Source organism: Flavobacterium sp. (genome assembly GCF_043722275.1).
Lineage (GTDB): Bacteria > Bacteroidota > Bacteroidia > Flavobacteriales > Flavobacteriaceae > Flavobacterium.
In genome coordinates this window covers 66,526-88,616 of the sequence record NZ_JAYSPC010000098.1, presented here as the reverse complement: position 1 = coordinate 88,616, position 22,091 = coordinate 66,526, and the positions used below count along the sequence as shown (strand labels likewise).

The following is a 22,091-nucleotide window of genomic DNA, read 5'->3' as shown; positions in this document are numbered from 1 at the left end:
AAATATAAAACGGGGTGTTTTTTTATCGCAAAGTTCGCTAAGGAATATTGATTTAGATTGTGCTTATTTTAAGTTCGCAAAGTTTTATAGCAACATTTAATTTTTATCGCAAAGTTCGCTAAGGAATATTGATTTAGATTGCGTTGATTCTGAGTCCGCAAAGTTTTTATAGCAATTAAAACTTATATCGCTTATTTATAGTTTTAACCACAAAGTAAGCGTTAGCATTTAATAAACTTATATCACTTATATGGTGACAACATTATTTACTTCAATAGTTTTAACCACAAAGTAAGCGTTAGTATTTAAATGAACTTATATCACTTATATGGTTAAAAAAACTACTTAACTTCCTTAATAGTCGAAGCATCAATCCAACCTTCAGTTCCATCAGTTAATTCAACTTTTTTCCATTGACCTATAGTTTCAGTAACGTAAACTTTTGCACCTTCATGCAATAGAAAAATAGCTGTGCCAGCTTTTTGCGGTTCGCTGCGAACTTCGCTTAATTCAGCAAAAACAATTGCCGGACGATCATTATCAAAATGGTTTTTCTCTGCTATTCCGGCAGAAACACTCAATAATAAAGCAACTAAAAGAACAAACATTCCTATAAAATACAATCTTTTTGAAAGTGTAAGCTGTGAGAAATAATAGCCAATAAAACTCAATAAAAAGACAAATGCAATTGCAATAGAAATTTTTGCCCAGGTATTGTAATCAAATATTCCTGTAAAAGTTTGAATTAGTTTTGCAAAACCTACTTTCGGAATCTCCTTGATCTCGTCAATAGTTAGTTTTTTTGCAAATTTTAAATTGTTTAAAGTCTCAGGATCGTGCGGTTTTAAAACCAAAGCTTTCTCATAATTATAAATCGAAGGCGCTACTTTATTTAATTTATAATACGAATTTCCTAAGTTAAAATACAACTCTGCTGATTGTTGTTTGTCTTCTTTGATTATACTCTCATAAACATCAACAGCTTGTTGATATTGTCCTTTTTGGTACAATGCATTTCCTTTTTCAAAGCTGCTTTGAGCAAAGAAAACCTGTGTGATTAATAAAAAAAGATATACTATATTTTTCATTTTATTTTTGTTAAACCCGACAGGTTTTAAAAACCTGTCGGGTTTGATTTTTTAAATTTAGTAATTCAACTTTTCGACCTTAAAATCATCGCAATCTAAATCTATATTTCTTAGCCCTTTGCGATAAAATAAATTCAGTTAAACAATTTGCTTTTCAAGTTCCGAAATAATCAAAACAGCTTTATCAAAATCCTGCTGAATCGAAGCACTTGATGCCGGAGCATATCGTGCAAACTCACAGTTTTCTGTCAGGTTTATAAAATTCTGAACTGATTCCGGATTTGCATTTCTTGACAACAGCAATTCACGAATATTGTCTTTGCTCATTTCTGAGGTTTCAATATGCAATTTTGCTTTAAGAAAATTGTGCATCGCTTTTTCCAGTGCAATATAAAAAGCTTCTTTATTATTCAATTGTTTTTTAGCTTCAGATAAATATTTCTTAGCTAATTTATTGTTCATTTTAATTCGGTTTCCTTTAACATCACCGTCAATTGCTTCTTTTCTTTTCTTAGCCAAAACAATAATTGGTAAAATTATGAAAGGCGCAAATAATAAAATATAATACAAATCCGAACCGTAAAAATCATCTTTTGCTGTTGAAACTAAAGTTGTTTTCGATTTAATATATTTGAATTGTTCTGTTTTTGCAATTACATTTTTAGAAGCATTTGCTGCTGTATTGGCTTCAGCCTGAACCGGACCATCTAAAACATCGACCATAATTTCCGGCGAAGTAATCGTTTTGTAAGAACCTGAATTCAAATCAAAATAAGAAAACTGCATTGCTTTTATGGCATACTTTCCTTTGTATTGGGGAACAATAGAATACTTATCAGTAATTTTTCCAGACATTCCGGAAAGTGAAGTTGTTACTTGCTCGTCATGAACCGGATCGTACATTTCTAACGCATTAGGAACAACAGGTTTTGGTAAAGTAAACAATTTCATGTTTCCATTTCCTGAAGCACTTACAATTAAGTCAAGACTTTCACCGCTTTTCAATGTCGTTTTTGATGGTGTAACAGTAAAATTAAATTTACCTACAGCTCCGCCAAAACCTTCTGGTTTGCTTGCTTCCGGAAGTGCACGTACGTTAATAGTTTTGGCTCCAGCCGAAACAACTCTGTTATCATCCGTTAAAATCATCTGACCGTACATATCACGACGATTTGAAGGCAATTGAACACCAATATCTAATGAAAGAGGTTCAATAGTAAGTCTTCCAGATTTTTGAGGATATAGTATGGTTTTTTTCAGGACAACAAAATAACACCTTTGTCCTTGAAAAGTTCCTTCTTCAATTGATAATTGTTTGATATCAATATTCTGATTCCAGAAATCATTGTATTTTGGTTTAGCCAATTCCTTAAAACCGGTAACATTTATATTGTTGAAATACAATTTATAAACCACAGTAATTGGTTCATTTAAATACGGATTTGTTTTGGAAATTTCAGCAATAAGATGCAATGTTTCATTTCCACCGCCTTGTTGACCCTGACCTTGTTGTCCATTAGGATCTCTTTCCTGAGCAACAGCATTTGTAACTATAATTTTTATAGGCTGTGTTTTGTAGATTTGACCATTGTATTCTATAGCAGCTTGTTTGATGTAAGCAGTTCCTTTTTGGTTGGGTTGTAAAATATACGAATATATTTTTTGAAAAGAACTTCTACCGTTTACCCAGGATTGGCTTACTTGCTGACTTGGTCCGCCTACAACTCTAAATCCTTCAAATGAAGGTTGGTCAAAATTGTCTCCATCAACATTCATAATGAAGTCAATACGAAATCTTTCGTTCAGTCCAAGCGTATTTTTGCTTACTCTGGCTTCAAATTGAACTTGAGCCATAAGCCCTTGAAAAGTGAATAGTAATAGAATTAAATATCTTTTCATTAAATTATTATCAGTTTTTGTTTAACTGTTGAATTGTTAACTTGTTTAATCGGTTTTTTTTCAGTTTTATTGCTTATTTATTTCTTTGTTTTCAAATTAACAGTCAAACAAATAAGCGATTAACCCAAAAATCTACCAGTCTTTTTCTGTTTTTCTAGGAGTGCCTTTTACTTTTTGAGCGTTCACTTTATCCTGAACTTTCTTTTCCTCGTTGTTCACGGCATCTAATAAATTCTGAACTCGGTCTTTAGAAATTCCGCCCGGCTGTGGTTTTGGTTCTCCTTTATTGTCAGACTTGTCGTCTTTTTTAGGATCATCTTTACCATCTTTTTTGTCTTTATCTTTATCGCCTTTGTCGTCTTTCTTGTCTTTGTCCTTATCTTTATTTTTATCTTTGTCCTTATCTTTATCTTTGTTTTTATCCTTGTCTTTGTCCTTATCCTTATTCTTGTCTTTGTTTTTGTCGTTTTTAGGAGGATTTTCTTTTAGCTTTTGTTTTGCGTAAGCATAATTATAACGCGTTTCATCATCGGTTGGGTCGTTACGTAATGCTTCTTTATATGCTTCAACAGCTTGCGTATAATCTTTCTCTTTCATTAAAACATTTCCTAAATTGTGAAAAGCTTTATGTTTTTCAGGTCGGGTTTTAGCATTTTTTATAGCTTTCGCGTAGGCGAATTTAGCTTCAGAAACCTGATTTTGTCTGTAAATAGTATTTCCTAAATTATATGGAGCCGTTGCGCGTTTTGAAAATTTTGATTCTGAAATTCTGTAATTAGCTTCAGCATCAACAAATTTATTCTGCTTATATTCCTCATTGGCATCAGGCAATGTCTTGTCTTTCTCCTGAGCTGAAACTGCTAAGGAAAATGTTAGTAAAATATAAAGAAGTAAATTTTTCATTCTAATTTTTTTATTTTTTTGTTCCGAATTTGATTCAGAACAATTATTTTTTTTCGTTAAATAAATTCAACTCTTTAATCCAATTTGTTTTTCTTTCTAAAAGGAAAATGTCAACAAACAATAATAAAAAGGCAAAGCCAATGAACCATTGATATTGCGATTGAAAATCAGCCATTTGAGTTGCTTCAAATTCTGTTTTCTGAATGTTGTTTAAAGCATTTTTTACATATTCTAAAACTTCCTTCGTACTTCCGCCATATACATAACCGCCTTTCGTTGCTTTTGCAATGGTTTTTAAACCTTCCTGATTTAGTTTTGTAATAACAGTTTCTCCGTTTTGGTCTTTTTGATAGCTTTTAACTACGCCATTTTCTTTTAACGGAATTGTTCCTCCTTTTTCTGTTCCGACACCAATCGTAATGATTTTCATTCCCATTTTGTTGGCTTCTTCCGCTGCTGCCGAAGCTCCTTCAGAATGATCTTCTCCATCAGAAATTAAAATCAATAACTTGCTGGTTTTACTCTTTTCATCGAAATAAGTCGATGATAATTTAATTGCTTCGTCAAGAGATGTTCCTTGTGATGAAACCATATCCGGCGTCATACTTTGCAGAAACATTTTTGCAACACTATAATCAGATGTAATTGGTAAAACCGGGAAAGCACTTCCGGCGTATGCTACAATCCCTATTCTGTCACTTCCTAAATTGTTGATGATTTGCGAAACCAATTGTTTACTTTTCTCTAAACGACTTGGCGCAACATCTTCGGCAAGCATACTTTTAGAAACGTCAACAGCAAAAACAATGTCAATTCCTTCACGTTTTACCGTTTCCATTTTTGTCCCAATCTTCGGATTCACTAATCCGATAATCAAACAGGCAAGCGCCAAAAGTATTACGCTTAATTTTAATACCGGTTTAAAAACAGATCTTTCCGGGCTCAGTCTTTTTACCATTTCCAAGTCACCAAATTCGTGTTGTTTTTTTCTTTTCCAATACATATTGAAAAGGAAAATACACACCACAATTGGGAGTAATAATAAAAGGTATAAATATTTTTTTTCGTCTAATTCCATATAATTTTTTAAATTCCAATAAAGAAATTCCAAATTCCAATTTTGTTGTTTGTCTAAAAGCTAATTTAAATTTCTAATTCCAATTTATTTTTTTTAAACTTTAATATTCCATTTTGGAATTTGGAATTTAAAAATTTGAAATTTTTTGATTTGAAAAATCAAATAAAGCTTCTGTAAACTGTATTTCTTAAACCAACTTCTAACAATAATAAAAAGGCTGCGAGTAAAACAAAACTTCTGTATTTTTCGTCATAATCATAGAATTTTAATTCCTGGATTTCAGTAGTTTCTAATTTATTAATCGAATTGTATATTTCGGCTAATTTATCATTACTTGTTGCTCTAAAATAAGTTCCATCGGTTTTACGGGCGATACTTTTCATTAATCGTTCGTCGATTTCAACTTTTTGCATTTTGAATAAAAACCCTCCATTTGGTGCGTATGCGTATGGCGATGCTGCCATTCCGTTTGTTCCAATACCAATTGTATATACTTTTATTCCGTATTGTTTTGCAATGTCTGATGCTGTCTCCGGTTCAATAAAACCGGCATTATTAACACCATCGGTCATTAAAATAATAACCCTGCTTTTAGCTTTACTATTTTTTAAACGGTTTACGGCGGTTGCAAGTCCCATCCCAATTCCGGTTCCGTCTTGTAAAGCCGTATCGTATTTAATTCCTTTTATGGCTTCAAGAATAATGGCTTTATCACTTGTAACCGGTGTTTTTGTATAAGCTTCAGAAGCGTATAAAACCAGTCCCACTCTGTCATTCGGTCTTTCTCCAACAAAATCTGCTGCAACTCTTTTTAAAGCTTCCATACGGTTTGGCTTTAAATCTTTTGCAAGCATACTTCCTGAAACGTCAATTGCCAAAACAATGTCAATTCCTTTCGTGGTTTTAGTCTGACTGCTAATATCAACGGTTCTTGGTCTTGCTAATGCAACGATTAAAGAACTTAAACCAATAACTCTAAAAACATACAAGCAAGGTTTTAATCTGGTCAACAACGATTCGCTGTTTTTGAAACCCTGAGTTGAGCTCATCTTTAAAGTAGCCGATTGTTGATTGCGTTTCCAAAAAAACCATGCAATGGCAATTGGAATTAATAGAAACAACCAAAAAAATTCTGGATTTAAAAAAGTTATCTTATTCATTAGTTGCTCGCTTTTCTAAGTTCAACAGAATTTAAAATTCTTGTCGTAATATCATTGGCGTATGTGTCGCCTTCTTCGTGTACAATCAATATTTGCTGTAATCCCTGATCTTGTTTGAACAATAAAAGTTCATAATAAGCCTTTGTACTTGTTTTATCAATTGGGTTTAAAATTGTCATTGTCCCATATCCTTTTACTCCCTGAATACCTTGACTCGTTTGAAAATCTTCTTGTTTTACAATGATATTTTGTCCGCCCTGAGATTCAATAACTTTTAGAGAACCTTCTAAAGCTTTTGCTAAATCAATATCAGTAGGGTTTTTAAACTTACTTGTCGACACGGTTACAAAGAAATTGTCAACCATACTTCCGTAAGTAAAAAGTTGCATTTCTTTGATTAAAGCCATCGTTTCTTTTGGAAGTACTTTTTGAGTATCCATTCGTTTTAGAACCTGTGGAGTTTCAATTACAACGCCAGGATTTCCGTATTCACTTTTTACCCATTCGCCTTCTAATAATTCTTTCGAAGCATTTCCTAATACATTATCCTTAACATATTTGAAACCTTTTGTAGCGATAAAGAATCCGGTTGTTGCAATTATTAAAAACAAAACTGTTCCAACTGCTATTGCAATACGTTTATTACGTTTTTTTAATAATTGTAATTTTATCTGTTTCTGTTTTTGCGCTTCATTCAATAACTGATCTTCTTCATCCGGAACTTCAGTTGGAATTGCGTTATCTAATGTTAAAATTACTTTTTGAATTTTATTTCGATCTTCGGTAATTTCAAATTCTAAAGGTTTAGATTTTGCAAATTTCACTAAATCCGCCTGACGTAAAACGCGTTCTAAATTTTCAACCGTTTCAGGAGTTAATGCCATTTTTTTCTTAGTCGAAGCATTTCTAATCGCCAGAATCAATTCAGATGTTGTGCTTTCCATTGCTGGAATATGAATGGCTTCTTCAATATAATTACGGGCGATATCGGTCAGTTCACTATAGTATTCTTTGATTTCACCTTTTTGCCAAAGTTCTTTTTGCTCCAGATTATTTAATAAACTTGTCGCTTTTTCGATAGGAGTTTTATAAACTTCTTCTTCAATTTTTTTCTGCTGACGTTTTTTAATGAACCAATATACAAAAGCGCCAATTCCAAGAATAATTACTAAAGCCAAAATGTATTTCCACCAATCTCCAATGCCATTGTCATCTGCGGTAATATCTTTAATGTCGTACATTTTTTGTTGTAAAGTATCTACTTTTACGCTGGCAACTTCTACACGGATAGAATCTGAGAAATACGGTTTTTTATCAATCAAAATCGTAACACTTGGAATTACATATTTTCCGGAATCAAATTGCGTTAAGCCATATTTTTTGATTAATTCGTAAGTGTCATTTTTTTTAACAGTATCGATTGGATATGACTGAATTACTTCAAGTGCACCAAAGCTTTTTTGTTTAGGAAAAACAACTTTAGATTTTGAGCTGACAACCGTTTTAAGCGTTAACTTAAATTCGGCTCCAATTTTATTTTTTGTAGTATCAATGCTCGTCTCAATCTGTTTTTGTTGTGCAAAAACAGCCGAGGAAAGTAAAAATAAAAAGATGTAAAACTTTAATTTCATTTGATTTTTTTAATTTCAGATTTTATTCTAAAATGAATGCTTAAATATGGCACGCGGATGACGCGGATTTAAGCGGATTTTATTTTTTTGGATATCGATGTTTTTTAAAATCTAATACTTTAAAGATCTAAGAAATCTAAATTCTTAAATCATTATCTTGATTTGAAATATCCAAGCAATTTAGTCACATAATTTTCGTCAACTCTTGTGCTTACAACACCGGCTCCGGATTTACTAAAAATTTCCTTGAAATAATTTACCCTTTCATGATAATGTTTTTCGTAATTCATTCGCACTGTTTTTGATCCTGTATCAACTAATTGAATTTTTCCAGTTTCAGCATCAAGCATTGTAACCATTCCTAAATTTGGGATTTTTTCTTCGCGAATGTCATATACTCGAACTCCGGTAATATCGTGTTTTTTAGAAGCAATTTTTAATGTTTGCTCATAATTTTCAGACATGAAATCGGAAATTACAAAAACGATTGCTTTCTTTTTCTGAGTTCCTGATAAAAATTTTAAAGCTGCTCCAACATCTGTTTTTTGACTTTTTGGTTCGAATTCGATTAATTCACGAATAATTCTCAAAACGTGTGAACGCCCTTTTTTTGGTGGAATATACAACTCTACATTGTCAGAGAATAATATTAAACCAATTTTATCATTATTTTGTGTAGCCGAAAAAGCCATCGTTGCCGCAATTTCGGTGACGATGTCTTTCTTGAATTGACTTTTTGAACCAAAACCTTCTGAACCCGAAATATCGACCATTAACATCATGGTTAATTCGCGTTCTTCTTCAAAAACTTTTACGTGGGCTTCATTGTAGCGTGCAGTTACATTCCAATCGATGTTACGAATGTCATCGCCATATTGGTATTGACGTACTTCACTAAAAGTCATCCCGCGCCCTTTAAATGAAGAGTGGTATTCACCCGAAAAGATATGATTGCTCAATCTTTTGGTTTTGATTTCTATTTTCCGTACTTTTTTTAAAAGCTCTTTTGTATCCATTTTATTTGTTTAAAGTTTAAAAGTTTCAAGTTTCAGGTTGCTTTACGACAACCTGAAACTTGAAACATTAAACAAATTTTTAAGGTACTTCAATCTCGTTTACGATTTTGTTGATTATGTCTACAGAAGTAATATTTTCGGCTTCAGCCTCATATGTTATCCCAACTCTGTGACGTAGAACATCATGTACAACTGCACGAACGTCTTCGGGTATTACATATCCACGACGTTTGATAAAGGCATAACATTTTGCCGCAACGGCTAAATTGATGCTTCCACGTGGTGACGCTCCAAAACTAATAAGAGGTTTTAACTCCGCAAGTTTGTATTTCTCCGGGTAACGAGTAGCAAATATGATATCTAAAATATATTTTTCGATTTTTTCATCCATGTAAACTTCACGAACAGCTTCCTGAGCACGTAAAATTTGCTCTACAGAAACTACAGCGTTTACTTTTTCGTAAGATCCTTTTAAGTTTTGACGAATTACTAAGCGTTCTTCGTCCATTTTTGGATAATCAATTACAGTTTTTAGCATAAAACGATCGACTTGCGCTTCCGGAAGTTGGTATGTTCCTTCCTGCTCAACAGGATTTTGAGTTGCCAATACTAAAAACGGACGATCAAGTTTAAAAGTGGTGTCGCCAATTGTTACTTGTTTTTCCTGCATCGCCTCTAAAAGTGCCGATTGTACTTTTGCCGGAGCACGGTTAATCTCATCCGCAAGGACGAAATTAGCGAAGATTGGGCCTTTTTTTATCGAAAATTCGTTTGCCTTGATATTATAAATCATCGTTCCAACAACATCGGCAGGTAATAAGTCGGGAGTAAACTGGATACGGCTGAACGAACCCTGAACCGCTTGCGACAACGTATTTATCGCTAAAGTTTTGGCTAATCCCGGAACACCTTCAAGCAAAATATGCCCTTGTCCCAAAAGTCCAATTAACAAACGCTCGACCATATGTTTCTGGCCCACAATAACTTTGTTCATTTCCATTGTAAGAAGGTCTATAAAAGCACTTTCTCTTTCAATTTTTTCATTTATCGCTCTAATGTCTAAAGTCGTTGTATTTTCTTCCATATAAATATTTTTAAAACCTTTTTAAAACGTTGATTTTTATGCCTTACTTTTGAGAGTGCAAATTGAATATTTTTTGAGAAGTAAGATGTTAAAGAATGGTTAAAACTTCGACCAACGACCTAATTTTAAGGACTAATTGTGAATCTATTTTTATATTTTTAAGAACTTTGGTGATTATGCTTCAGAAAAGCATATTTATTACCAAAAATAACGCAATACAACCATGAGTAAAACAACATTATCGCCCATAATTTCGGGTACTATGAATTGGGGTGTCTGGGATAAAAACCTTACGCCAAAAGAAATGGAAAACATGATACAAATTTGTATCGAAAACAAAATTACAACTTTTGATCACGCAGACATTTACGGATCTTATACCACAGAAGCTGATTTTGGAAAAGCATTTCATGCCAGCAAAATTTCACGCGAAAAATTACAATTAATCACAAAATGCGGAATTCAATTAATTGCTGAAGGCCGTAACAACACAATTAAACATTACGATTATTCTAAAGATTATATAATTTGGTCTGTTGAAGAATCATTAAAAAAACTGAAAACAGATTATGTTGATGTTTTTTTATTGCACAGGCCAAGTCCTTTAATGCAAGCCGATGAAATTGCAGAAGCGGTTGAGAAATTAAAAGCAGAAGGAAAAATTATTGATTTCGGACTTTCAAATTTCACGAGTTCTCAAACCGAATTAATTCGTCAGAAAACAGAAGTAAGTTATAATCAGGTACAATTTTCGGCAACAAATTTTGAACCAATGGTTGACGGAAGTTTTGATTATATGCAAACACATGGCATTTGCCCGTTGTCATGGAATCCGCTTGGAACTGTTTTTAGAGAAGATACGAAACAAACACGCCGTTTGAAAAAACTGCTTTCAGAATTAGTTAAAAAATATGGTTTCGGGTCAGATACAATCTTGCTTGCCTGGATTTTGAAACATCCGTCTGGAATAATTCCAATTGCAGGAACAGTAAACGTTGCCAGAATTCAATCACTTATGAAAGCTGTTGAACTGGAAATGGATAAAGAAGATTGGTTCGCAATCTGGACAGAAAGTATGGGCGATGATGTGGCTTAAAAAATAGTAGTCAGTGTTCAATTTAATGTATTCAGTTAAACAGGATCTTAAAAATTAAAAATATTTGCCTAAGATTAAAGGGCTTTCACTGATTAAAATCTGCCGGATCTGCTAAATCTGCGTGAAAAAACTCCTCTCGCAGATTTAGCAGATTATGGAGATAAAAAATCATTATCCTTTTAATCTGTGGTAAAAAATAAAGAAAACAAGAATGAAAAAAACAGTTTTAATTACTGGTGCTACAAGCGGAATTGGAAAAGCAACTGCGCAGTTAATGGCCAAAAATAACTATAAAGTTATCCTTTGCGGAAGACGAAAAGACCGTTTAGAAGAACTTGAAAAAGAGCTTTCGGCTTTTACCGAAGTTTATTCTTTGTCTTTTGATGTTCGTGATAAAAAGGATGTTCTGGAAAATATTGATTCTCTTCCTGCCGAATTTTCTACAATTGATATTTTAATCAATAATGCAGGAAATGCACATGGCTTAGATCCAATTCAAACGGGAGATTTAGACGATTGGGATGCGATGATTGATATTAATGTTAAAGGACTTTTGTATGTTTCGAAAGCGATAATTCCGAAAATGACCGAAAGAAAATCGGGACATATTATCAATATTGGTTCAACAGCTGCCAAAGAAGTGTATCCTAACGGGAATGTGTATTGCGGAACAAAACATGCAGTTGATGCTATTACAGCAGGAATGCGAATTGACCTGAATCCATTTGGAATCAGAGTTGGAGCAATTCATCCCGGAATGGTTGCTACAGAATTTAGCGAAGTCCGTTTTAAAGGTGATACTGACAGAGCTTCAAATGTTTACAAAGGATTTGATCCGTTGCAAGCAGAAGATATTGCAGATATTATCCATTTTGTAGTTTCAAGACCATATCATGTAAACATTGCCGATTTAATGGTTATGAGTACGGCGCAAGCTTCATCGACGATTGTTAAGAGAGATTAAAATATTATTTTTAGGATTATCTTATAAAGTCTCATCGGGACGATATGTTTATAGTGATTTTTAATTTATTAAGCATCAAATCCATCGGGGTGAAATGTTTTATAATCAATATTGAGATATCGCTCCGCTGGAGCTTTGCTTCGTTGATGTATGAATTACTATAAATATTATGCTCCGCCGGCTTTATTTTAAGTATTTGAGAAATAAAATTAGTGAGAATTAGTGCAATTCGTGGCAGAAAAAAATTAAACAATGATCAACAAGCGCCTTTTAATAAAAAATTTACTCGCTCATAATGATGAGAGCAGTTTTTATGATAAAAAAAGGCAGTTGAACCTGCATTCACGTGAAGGTAAAGGAAAGTTTTTAAAACACATTTGTGCGTTATCAAATTCAAACCCAACCAATAATTCTTATATCGTGGTTGGAGTCGAAGATCAGGATAACGAAATTGTTGGTGATGACTTCTTTGACGATAGCCGAATCCAAAATCTGGTAAATGCTTTTTTAGAAAATCCGCCTAAGATTCAATATGAAAATGTACCGTTTCCGAATCTTCCAAAAGATAAAGTTGTAGGATTGGTTACTATTAAGCCCAAAAGCAAAATATCGTATTTCAAAAAAGGAATCCACACAACTCCTGCTAATAGTGTTTTTATTCGTCGTGGCAGTAACTCGGTTCCTGTTGAAGGCGAAATCGAAAAAAACTTCCAGAATACAGAAACCGTAATCGGGATTGAAAATAGTTCCCGAAACAGTATTCAATATACTCTTGATGGCGTAATTGATTTTATGAATTTCAGGCACAAAGATATGGCGCCTAAATATCATGTTTTTAAAGAATTATTTGTGATTTGCTGGGCGGGAGTTCCTCATAAATCCCGTGATAAAACATTTTTATCCCGTGTTGATATTGAATTGATAAACGAACATATTAAACTTTTTTATTCGGCTCAGGATGTTGTTACCATAGTTTTTGACGACGATAGTTTTACAATAACCGAATATGTTTCGCTGGGATTAAATGACAAAACAAGTTATTATCCTTTAGAACAACAAACGCTTCATTTTTTTGATAACGGATATTACAAAATTGAACGGCAAATGCTTTTTCAGCCTCCTGAATTTAATCGGAAAATGTTATATCATATTTATAATGCGAATACGGCACTGCTTCAAAAACTGCATAAAGGGATTACTTTGTCTGAACGGGAATTAAAAGACCTCGAAAATCTTCCTTCTACTTTTATGATTTGTTATTTGAATGGTTTTGACGATGCCAAACAAAAATTAATTGACGCTAAATTGCTTTTAAAACCTTTTACGAATATCTATTTGTCGTTTAAAGAATCGTTGAGGATTTTAAGAAAGATGAAGTATGATGTTGTTTGAAAAAGGTTTTTCATAAACGTTAATCGTAGAGGCGCACAGCAGTGTGTCTAACACAAAGTTTTTTAGGTTTTCTTGAATTATAAAAGCTCTAGATGGAGATTTACTAGGCGTAATTTTCAATAAATACGTCTTCGATCTTTTTTAAGTTATCATTTTCCTCAAATTGCAAATGGCTCATTTCGTTATTGTAGAATTTCTCTATAAAAAGTTTAATGATGTACATAACTTCCGTTCTGTTGTCGCTATTAGTCAAAAGTTCTTTAACTAAATAATTACTTAGTTTTAATTTTTGATTTTTATATTGGCTTGACATTAAATCAGAATCCGAGTCTTTATGAAGGACAAGCATTTTGTCAACTTTATCTATTTCCTCTATTAAATCTAAAATATGATATAATTTGTTATCTTTCATTTGTTGTAAATTAAATTTTTATTTCCAAAAAGCCTTTTGATAACCTATTTCCTCGAATTCGTCTTGTTTTTGTAAATCGATCCAACCAATATGCTTTATCACTTACATATCTAAAATTATTTATATGATTCTCAGGATACACTTGAATAATATATGCATCAACGCCATAAATAATTTCTGAGTTTGGATATTTAAAATTATCTAATTTTGAACCTAATTCATGAACTAAATTATGATCTAGAAATGTAACCAAATCAATATCACCCGGATTCTTCTTCTTAGTAACATATGAACCATTAATCCATTGGTGCAATTGCTCTAATTTACAGACTTTTTTGAAATCATCATTATATTTAACATAAGCTTCAAAAATTTCTTTTCTTTTAATTGAAGGAATTTTTAATACAAATTCATTTTCCAGCTCTTGAATTGTTGAATTAATTTTATTGTCTGGTACTAGTAATCCAGAATGATTAAAGGTTAACATAATTAAAGATTAGTATTAAATTTCAAATGTACGAAAAATCCTTCTATTTATGTCTTGTGAAACTTGTGTTACTTGTTAACTATTGATATTTTAAATACTTCCCGATTTTAGAATACGGAAACAAGATTTCTTTTGAACCATCAGCATACGAAGCTGCTTCGTATGAGTTGTAATAGAGAAGCAAACCTTCTGTAGTATAAAAAATATTCTGAGGCAATTGAAATTTGTCGTTTTCAAACATTAAACCTGTTGCGTTGATATTTGATTTTTCAGGGATTTTGTATTTCTTTCTGAATTCTTTTTCGGCGAAAGCCATAAACTTTTTTTTGTTTTTGAAGACTTCATCTGTAAAAATTGTTTTTCCGGTTTTAGGATGAAACAATAAGGAACGAAAGCCCTGATATCCGTGAGCGCCACCGGTAAAAGTATAATGATCAATTTTTATATTGATTATCTGATGAGATTCAAATTCGACGTTTCCTTTTACTTTAGCTTCCCAGCCAAAAGTTCCGGTGGGAAATTTTTTGTGCATTTCTTCATAAGATGCAATAAAGGATTCAGCTAATGTTTTGTAATCTTTTGCTTTTGATGGATCTTCTTCAAAATAAACAATCTCTTTTATAACCGAAAATACTTTTTTGTTGATGCTGTCTTTTACGATAGCAATATTTTTTGCAATAGGAATATCGATAGTAATTTTAGGGCAATCTTTTTCGCAGGGAATGGTTGATTCTTTTTCAAATGTCTCATTGTCAAATGAAAGCTCTTTGTTGCAACTTACAAAAGTTAGAACCAAAAAGGCTAAAAAAATAGAATGTTTCATGTCAAAAAGTGTTAATTTATTATAAAGGTAAGAAGTTGTTTCGGGATTAAAATAAATTAAACGGTAAATTTGTAGCACATTTAAGCATTTAAAATTTGTAATTATATGAAATTCAATACTAAAGTAATACATGGAGGTCAGCATCATGATCCAAGTACAGGAGCTGTTATGCCTCCGGTATATCAAACTTCAACTTTTATACAAACAAGTCCGGGAAAACCTTTGGCGGATTATGAGTATAGCAGAGCGTCGAACCCAACTCGTACTGCTTTAGAAAATGCTTTGGCAAGTATTGAAAATGGAACTCGCGGATTAGCTTTTTCATCTGGTTTAGCAGCGACAGATTGTGTTTTGAGATCGTTTAAAGCGGGAGATGAAATCATTGCAATGGATGATTTATACGGTGGAACTTACAGAATGTTTTCCAGAATTTATAAAGATTCCGGAATTAAATTTCATTTTGTAGATATGACGGATATTGAGAAATTGAAATCATTAATCAACGAAAATACAAAACTGATTTGGGTTGAAACTCCAACAAATCCGTTAATGAAATTGGCAGATATTCAGGAAATTGCAAAAATCACAAAAGATCATAAAATTCTATTTGCTGTTGATAATACTTTTGCAACACCATATTTACAAAAACCTCTTGATTTAGGCGCTGATATTGTTATGCATTCTGCTACAAAATATTTAGGCGGACATTCTGATGTTATTGCCGGAGCTTTGATTGTAAAAGATGAAGCTTTGGGCGAGCAATTGCATTTTCAACAATTTGCAACCGGAGCGACACTTGGACCAATGGATAGCTTCCTGGTTTTAAGAGGAATCAAAACACTTTCATTAAGAGTTCAGAGACATTGTGAAAACGGCGAAAAAGTGGTAGAATATTTAAGCAACCATCCAAAAATAAATACAGTTTATTATCCAGGTTTAAAAAGCCATCCGTTTCATGAAATTGCTAAAAAGCAAATGAAAGCTTTTGGCGGAATGGTTTCTTTTACTTTTAAATCTGGTAAAAAAGAAGATTCTATTGCGTTCTTAGAGAAACTAAAAGTTTTTACTTTGGCAGAATCTTTAGGTGGAGTTGAATCATTAGCAAATCATCCGGCTTTGATGACACACGCTTCTATTCCGGCAGATAAAAGAGCAGAAGTTGGTATTACAGATGACTTAGTTCGATTAAGCGTCGGTATCGAAGATGCTGAAGATTTAATCGCAGATATTGAGCAAGCATTAGAATAGAAGATTAAATTCTAAAATAAAAAATCCCAAATTCCAATTTTAATTATTGTGGAATTTGGGATTTTTTATATTTTGGGATTCTTTAAAATTCTAAATAATAAATATATCCTGCGTTGAACCAAACTTGTGAATCGTTTGATTTATTTTCTTTATAAAGATCTTTGTTTGGATTTAAACCGTCAACCCAGTCAGAATTATATCCCTGGTAACGTACTTCAAACATTAAATCGCTCATTGTTGTTAATTTGTAATGTACTCCTACGCCTACCGTTGCTGATAAAACTACTCCGTTTTCACTTGAGAAACCAAATTGACGACCGTCAGAAGGAGTTAGGTATTTTGGATAAGTCGTTAAAGGCAATCCTAATTGACCTAATCTTGAACTCACTTTAGTAGAGTAATAACTTACCTGAAAACCTAAACTTACATAAGGGCTAAAACTTCCTACTGTATTTTCGAAATCATGAATCTTCATAAAAGGAGAAAATTCTAATTGAGCTCCAAGATTTACTAAAGTAGAAGTAGCATGCATTGCTCTAAGGTGTTGTACGAGATTTTTTCTTTTCTCATTTTCAACCCATTCGCCAAAATGTTCTAATTTGGTATGATTAAAAGATAGTTCAGATCTAACTTTAAAATGTTCTGTAAAAAAACTTTCTCGGTTATTATTAGCAGAAAAGTTTATAAAGTGAACAATTCCGATACCAAATCCATTATTTCCAACATTAGTGTCAAAGTTATTTCTTTCACCATAATCAGATTGAAAAGTTGTGGGACCGAATATTATTCCTACTTCTTGTGCTAAGTCACTTTGAGCTACAGCAATATTAGAGATGCCGAAAAAGGCAACTATCGTGAGTATTATAGGTTTAAACATGTTTTTGGGCTTACAAATCTACGCAAATATATAAAAAACATGGTTTAATCAAAATATTAAATTCATGTATTAAAAAATTAGTAACAAAACACTTAATTTCTTAACTTTAAGTAAGGTCTTTGATACAAAAGAAGAAGTGTTAAATTGTATTTTTAAGATTGTTTGAAAATTACACAATTTTGTTTCAAAAACGAAAAAAAATCACAAACCATGATAGTTTTGTTTTACCTTTGCGTGTCATTACGAAAACGTTTTCTTAAAACGTATTTTCTTGTTTAAATGATTAAAATTTTATAACCTATTTATTGAATAATTTATTTAAAAATGGAACAAAAAATAAATGAATTTATGGCTCTTGTGGAGTCAAAAAATCCAAACGAGCCGGAATTTCTTCAAGCCGTTAGAGAATTTGCAGAAACGGTAATTCCATTTATCGCCGAAAGAAAAAAGTACGATGGAAAAAATCTACTTCTGAGAATAGCAGAACCTGAAAGATCTATAATTTTTAGAGTTCCATGGGTTAATGATGCAGGAGAAATAATTGTGAACAGAGGTTTCAGAATTCAGATGAATTCAGCGATTGGACCATACAAAGGTGGAATCAGATTTCATCATACTGTAAATTTATCTGTTCTAAAATTCCTGGCTTTCGAACAGGTTTTCAAAAATAGTTTAACAACATTACCAATGGGTGGTGGAAAAGGAGGTTCTGATTTTGATCCTGAAGGTAAATCTGATGGAGAAATCATGCGTTTCTGTCAATCTTTTATGACTGAATTATGCCGTCATATTGGTCCGGACCTTGATGTTCCTGCTGGAGATATTGGTGTTGGAGCAAGAGAGATTGGTTATTTATTTGGTCAGTATAAAAGAATTAGAAATGAATTTACAGGAGTATTGACCGGAAAAGGTCTTGCTTATGGAGGTTCATTAATCAGACCGGAAGCTACAGGATATGGTGTTGTTTATTTTACAGATCAAATGCTTCGTACAATCGGACATGAGATAAAAGGTAAAAGAGTTGCAATTTCAGGATTTGGAAATGTAGCCTGGGGAGTAGCTTTAAAAATAAATGAATTAGGCGGAAAATTAGTTACTATTTCTGGTCCTGATGGTTATATTTATGATGAAGAAGGTATTTCTGGTGAAAAAATTGAGCATATGGTTGAAATGAGAGCAACCGGAGATAATAGAGCTGAGCTTTATACTAAGAAATATCCAAATGCTGTTTTTCATAAAGGAAAAAGCCCTTGGGAAGTAAAAGTTGATATTGCTATTCCATGTGCGACTCAAAATGAATTGACTGGAGAAGATGCTCAAAAACTAATTGATAATGGCGTTTTATGTGTTACTGAAGCTGCAAATATGCCTTCGACTCTTGATGCTATCAAATTGTTTTTAGATCATAAAGTACTTTTTGCTCCGGGAAAAGCTGCAAATGCCGGAGGAGTTGCTGCATCTGGTTTAGAAATGACACAAAACTCAATTCGTTTAAACTGGACAAGCGAAGAAGTTGATTTAAGATTAAAAGATATTATGGTTGGAATTCACAACCAATGTAAAAAATACGGTGCTGGAGAAGATGGTTATGTAAACTACGTAAAAGGAGCTAACATTGCAGGATTCGTTAAAGTTGCTGATGCTATGCTTGCTCAGGGTGTAGTATAAATTTTAATTGCAATTTTAAGATGCCTTCATTTGTCTTTTTAAAGATAATTGAAGGCATTTTTTTATTTCTAAAGAACAAAATTCAAATAACCACGTTTGTAGTATATTTGTCTATCCGAATATATCAAATAATGAAGAGAAGTTTTCTGTATATTTTATTTTTAATGGTGGTTCAATTTAGTTTCGCTCAGAATAAATTGTCCTGGCAAGGTTATTTTTCGTTTAACGAAATAAAAGATATTTCACAATCTTCGACAACAGTTTTTGCAGCTTCAGAGAATGCTTTGTTCTCTAAAAATGCAGCCACAAATGTTATCAAAACCACAACTACTATTGATGGACTTTCCGGACAGACTATTTCGGCTGTATATCATAGCGAAGGATTTAAGAAAACTATAATTGGTTACGAAAACGGATTGATGACCGTGGTCAATGAAACGGACGGCAGTATTTTGAAAGTTGTAGATATTATCAATAAACAATTGCCTACGAATCTTAAAAGAATTAATCATTTTATGGAACATAACGGTTTGGTTTATGTTTCCTGTGATTTTGGAATTGTACAATTCAATTTAGCGACGTCTCAATTTGGAGATACTTATTTTATTGGAGATAACGGATCAGAAATTAGCGTAAAACAAACCGCATATTTTAATGGATTTATTTTCGCAGCCACTTCAAACGGAATCAGAAAAGCAAACAGCACAAATGCAAATCTGATTGATTTTAACCAATGGCTTTTAGTAAATCCCGGAAATTGGTCAAGTATAGAAACTTTAGATACAGAACTTATCGCAATAAATACCGGAGGATATATTCATCGTTATAATTCAAATACATTTGTTGGTTTTTTACAACTTCCGCAAGCATCTATAGATATGCGCGTTGTAAATAGTAAATTGTTTATAACAACGCCAACCACCGTTTTTGTTTATAATAATCAAATGGTTTTAAACCGTCAGATTGCAAATACACAGGTTTTAAATAATACGTTAACTTTTACCTGTGCAACTGCCATTGGTGATTTATTATATATAGGTACAAAAGATAAAGGATTGTTTTCGTCAACGTTGTCAAATTCGTCAAGTTTTGAAAATAATACGCCAGCTGGACCAATAGGCAATAATATTTTTTCTATCGATGTTACTCCCAATTCCCTTTGGGCAGTTTATGGAGATTATGATATTTTTTATAATCCATATCCGTTGGATAGTTTCGGAATCAGTAAATACAGCACTTCAGGCTGGTTGAATATTCCGTATGAAAATGTTTTTGGGGCAAAATCAATTACTAAAATTATTGTGAACCCTAATAATGAAAAGCAAGTGTATGCAAGTTCTTTTTTTTCAGGCTTATTAAAGTTGGAACAAGATGTGCCAACGATTTTGTATAATGAAAAAAATAGCGGTTTAGAATCGATATCTTTTTTAGGTCCGGATTATATTGACGTTCGTATTAACGGAACTGCGTTTGATAAATCAGGAAATCTATGGGTAACAAACAGCAGGATAAAAAAGGGTTTGAAAGTTTTGAAAACAAACGGACAATGGCAAAGCTATTCTATGACAACAATTCTTGATGATGCCGAAGCTGTTAATTATACTGATATTGCGATTGATAAAAATAACACAAAATGGATGGCGACGGATAGAAACGGAGTAATTGGTTTTAATGAAAGTACCAACACATTTAAAAAAATGACTTTTGGTGTTGACACAGGGAATTTGCCAATTGTCAATGTGAGATCTGTTGCTGTTGATAACAAAAATCAATTATGGATTGGGACAACTAAAGGATTAAGAGTTTTGTCGAATGTTGGAAATTTTCAAACCGAAACCCAGTTAAAAGCAAATCCAATTATTATAATCGAGGATAATTTAGCTCAGGAATTGTTATACGAGCAATTTATAACTTCAATTGTTGTAGACGGAGCTAATAATAAATGGATTGGTACTGTTGATGCAGGAGTTTTTATGGTGTCACCTAATGGTCAGGAAACTAAATATCATTTTACGATCAATAATTCGCCTTTGCCAAGTAATGTTGTCAACGATATCAAAATCAATAGCGCAACTGGGCAGGTTTTTATTGCAACAAATAAAGGAATGGTTTCGTTTAACGGAATTGCAACAGATGCGAATGAAAATTTAAATAACGCCTATATTTATCCAAATCCTGTGCGACCAAATTACTCAGGAACTGTAAAAGTTGCCGGATTAATTGATAAAGCGAATATTAAAATTACTGATATAGAAGGAAATCTTGTATATGAAACAACTTCAGAAGGCGGAACTATAGAATGGGATACAACCGCTTTTGGACGATACAAAGTCGCATCAGGCGTATATATGGTTTTTATTTCGGCTCAGGACGGAAGTGAAACTAAAGTAAAAAAAGTGATGATTATTCGTTAGAGTTTTAGTCTCAGTCGCGGTTTTCGGTACTTTTAAACTAAGCATATAGCAATCAGTTTTTAGTTTTCAAAAAAAATCTAAAATTTAAAATCTAATTTTGTTAGTCAAAACCAAAGCAATAGTAATCTCATCATTAAAATTTCAGGAAAAGAGTTTGATTGTAAAATGTTTTACACTTTCAAACGGTTTGAAATCTTATTTTGTGCGCGATGCTTTTTCGAGCAGAAAAGCCAGTCAGAAAATTGCTTATTTTCAGCCTTTATCAATTCTTGAAATCGAAGCTGTTCATAAAAACAAAGGCACTTTAGAGAATTTCAAGGAAATAAAAATTGCAATTCCATTTCAAAGCATTCATACTGATATTATAAAAAGCACAATGGTAATGTTTTTATCTGAAATGCTTCATTATTCAATTCAGGAAGAAGAAAAGAACGAATCTCTTTTCGTTTTTTTAGAAACCGCTTTAACGTGGCTCGATCATCATGATGAAATTTCTAATTTTCATTTGATATTACTTTTAGAGATTACAAAGTACCTGGGTTTTTATCCTGATGTTTCAGATGTTGATTTGCCTTATTTTGAGATGAACGATGGAGTTTTTACGCTTTTTCATGGCTTAAGCGCTCTTACAGAACATGAAACAAACCTCTTTAAAAAACTAATTGATTTGAGGTTTGACAATGCTCAAAAAGTTTTTAATGTGACCGAAAGACAGATTCTATTGAAGATCCTGATTGATTATTATAGCTTTCATTTAGATGGATTTAAGGGACCAAAATCTTTAGATGTGCTGAAAGAAATATTTTCTTAGGGATTATATTTCTTAAATAATAAAAGCGTGGCTGAATCTA

General features: G+C 32.6%; 19 protein-coding genes. 7 read left to right on the top strand and 12 right to left on the bottom strand.

Annotated elements, in window-relative coordinates:
* Positions 1-341: 341 nt before the first annotated feature.
* The 8 genes from ACHZDT_RS12335 to ACHZDT_RS12300 all read right to left on the bottom strand — a co-directional run bounded on the left by ACHZDT_RS12335 (position 342) and on the right by ACHZDT_RS12300 (position 9,859).
* Positions 342-1,088 (bottom strand): tetratricopeptide repeat protein, encoded by a 747-nt coding sequence (locus ACHZDT_RS12335; protein ID WP_394774929.1) that lies wholly within the window; start codon positions 1,086-1,088, stop codon positions 342-344.
* A 138-nt stretch (positions 1,089-1,226) separates the two neighbouring features.
* Positions 1,227-2,987 carry a BatD family protein gene (locus ACHZDT_RS12330; RefSeq protein ID WP_394774928.1) on the bottom strand — a complete coding sequence of 587 codons (1,761 nt, stop codon included), beginning with the start codon at positions 2,985-2,987 and terminating at the stop codon, positions 1,227-1,229.
* 132 nt (positions 2,988-3,119) lie between these two features.
* Entirely contained in the window at positions 3,120-3,890 is a 771-nt protein-coding gene (locus ACHZDT_RS12325; protein WP_394774927.1) for a tetratricopeptide repeat protein, read from the bottom strand.
* 43 nt (positions 3,891-3,933) lie between these two features.
* Entirely contained in the window at positions 3,934-4,968 is a 1,035-nt protein-coding gene (locus ACHZDT_RS12320) for a VWA domain-containing protein (protein ID WP_394774926.1), read from the bottom strand.
* 158 nt (positions 4,969-5,126) lie between these two features.
* Entirely contained in the window at positions 5,127-6,128 is a 1,002-nt protein-coding gene (locus ACHZDT_RS12315) for a VWA domain-containing protein (RefSeq protein WP_394774925.1), read from the bottom strand.
* The gene (locus ACHZDT_RS12310) at positions 6,128-7,759 is read right to left on the bottom strand and encodes a hypothetical protein (RefSeq protein ID WP_394774924.1); all 1,632 of its coding nucleotides are present in this window, start codon (positions 7,757-7,759) and stop codon (positions 6,128-6,130) included. The genes ACHZDT_RS12315 and ACHZDT_RS12310 overlap by 1 nt, the downstream gene beginning before the upstream one ends.
* Before the next feature lie 152 nt (positions 7,760-7,911).
* Positions 7,912-8,775 (bottom strand): DUF58 domain-containing protein, encoded by an 864-nt coding sequence (locus tag ACHZDT_RS12305; RefSeq protein ID WP_394774923.1) that lies wholly within the window; start codon positions 8,773-8,775, stop codon positions 7,912-7,914.
* Between the two features lie 79 nt (positions 8,776-8,854).
* On the bottom strand, positions 8,855-9,859 hold the full coding sequence (locus ACHZDT_RS12300; protein WP_394774922.1) for an AAA family ATPase: 1,005 nt from the start codon (positions 9,857-9,859) through the stop codon (positions 8,855-8,857).
* Between the two features lie 223 nt (positions 9,860-10,082).
* Between ACHZDT_RS12300 and ACHZDT_RS12295 the strand changes: the two genes are divergently transcribed.
* The 3 genes from ACHZDT_RS12295 to ACHZDT_RS12285 all read left to right on the top strand — a co-directional run bounded on the left by ACHZDT_RS12295 (position 10,083) and on the right by ACHZDT_RS12285 (position 13,311).
* Positions 10,083-10,955, top strand: a complete 873-nt coding sequence (locus ACHZDT_RS12295) for an aldo/keto reductase family oxidoreductase (RefSeq protein ID WP_394774921.1) — start codon at positions 10,083-10,085, stop codon at positions 10,953-10,955.
* 211 nt (positions 10,956-11,166) lie between these two features.
* Positions 11,167-11,919 carry an SDR family NAD(P)-dependent oxidoreductase gene (locus ACHZDT_RS12290; protein WP_394774920.1) on the top strand — a complete coding sequence of 251 codons (753 nt, stop codon included), beginning with the start codon at positions 11,167-11,169 and terminating at the stop codon, positions 11,917-11,919.
* Between the two features lie 252 nt (positions 11,920-12,171).
* The gene (locus ACHZDT_RS12285) at positions 12,172-13,311 is read left to right on the top strand and encodes an ATP-binding protein (RefSeq protein ID WP_394774919.1); all 1,140 of its coding nucleotides are present in this window, start codon (positions 12,172-12,174) and stop codon (positions 13,309-13,311) included.
* Between the two features lie 103 nt (positions 13,312-13,414).
* Here ACHZDT_RS12285 and ACHZDT_RS12280 read toward each other — a convergent pair whose 3' ends face one another.
* The 3 genes from ACHZDT_RS12280 to ACHZDT_RS12270 form a co-directional block, all read right to left on the bottom strand.
* Positions 13,415-13,723: a hypothetical protein gene (locus ACHZDT_RS12280; RefSeq protein ID WP_394774918.1), complete on the bottom strand. Its 309-nt coding sequence runs from the start codon at positions 13,721-13,723 to the stop codon at positions 13,415-13,417.
* A 10-nt stretch (positions 13,724-13,733) separates the two neighbouring features.
* Positions 13,734-14,210 (bottom strand): DUF6932 family protein, encoded by a 477-nt coding sequence (locus ACHZDT_RS12275; RefSeq protein WP_394774917.1) that lies wholly within the window; start codon positions 14,208-14,210, stop codon positions 13,734-13,736.
* A 79-nt stretch (positions 14,211-14,289) separates the two neighbouring features.
* Complete coding sequence (locus tag ACHZDT_RS12270) at positions 14,290-15,033, bottom strand: PdaC/SigV domain-containing protein (RefSeq protein WP_394774916.1); 744 nt, start codon at positions 15,031-15,033, stop codon at positions 14,290-14,292.
* A gap of 105 nt (positions 15,034-15,138) precedes the next feature.
* On the opposite strand from ACHZDT_RS12270, the gene ACHZDT_RS12265 reads away from it, so the two are divergent.
* A complete protein-coding gene (locus tag ACHZDT_RS12265) occupies positions 15,139-16,281 on the top strand; it encodes a cystathionine gamma-synthase (RefSeq protein ID WP_394774915.1) in 1,143 nt (380 codons plus the stop codon).
* Between the two features lie 82 nt (positions 16,282-16,363).
* Here the strand turns inward: ACHZDT_RS12265 and ACHZDT_RS12260 are convergent, their stop codons facing one another.
* Entirely contained in the window at positions 16,364-17,158 is a 795-nt protein-coding gene (locus tag ACHZDT_RS12260; RefSeq protein ID WP_394774914.1) for a glutamate dehydrogenase, read from the bottom strand.
* Between the two features lie 324 nt (positions 17,159-17,482).
* Here ACHZDT_RS12260 and gdhA point away from each other — a divergent pair, with 324 nt between their 5' ends.
* From gdhA to recO, 3 genes are all read left to right on the top strand, one after another.
* Positions 17,483-18,826, top strand: coding sequence for an NADP-specific glutamate dehydrogenase (gene gdhA, locus ACHZDT_RS12255; RefSeq protein WP_394774913.1), 1,344 nt, complete (start codon positions 17,483-17,485; stop codon positions 18,824-18,826).
* Between the two features lie 131 nt (positions 18,827-18,957).
* Complete coding sequence (locus ACHZDT_RS12250) at positions 18,958-21,240, top strand: T9SS type A sorting domain-containing protein (RefSeq protein ID WP_394774912.1); 2,283 nt, start codon at positions 18,958-18,960, stop codon at positions 21,238-21,240.
* 97 nt (positions 21,241-21,337) lie between these two features.
* The gene (gene recO / locus ACHZDT_RS12245) at positions 21,338-22,051 is read left to right on the top strand and encodes a DNA repair protein RecO (RefSeq protein ID WP_394774911.1); all 714 of its coding nucleotides are present in this window, start codon (positions 21,338-21,340) and stop codon (positions 22,049-22,051) included.
* The last annotated feature ends 40 nt before the right edge of the window (positions 22,052-22,091 follow it).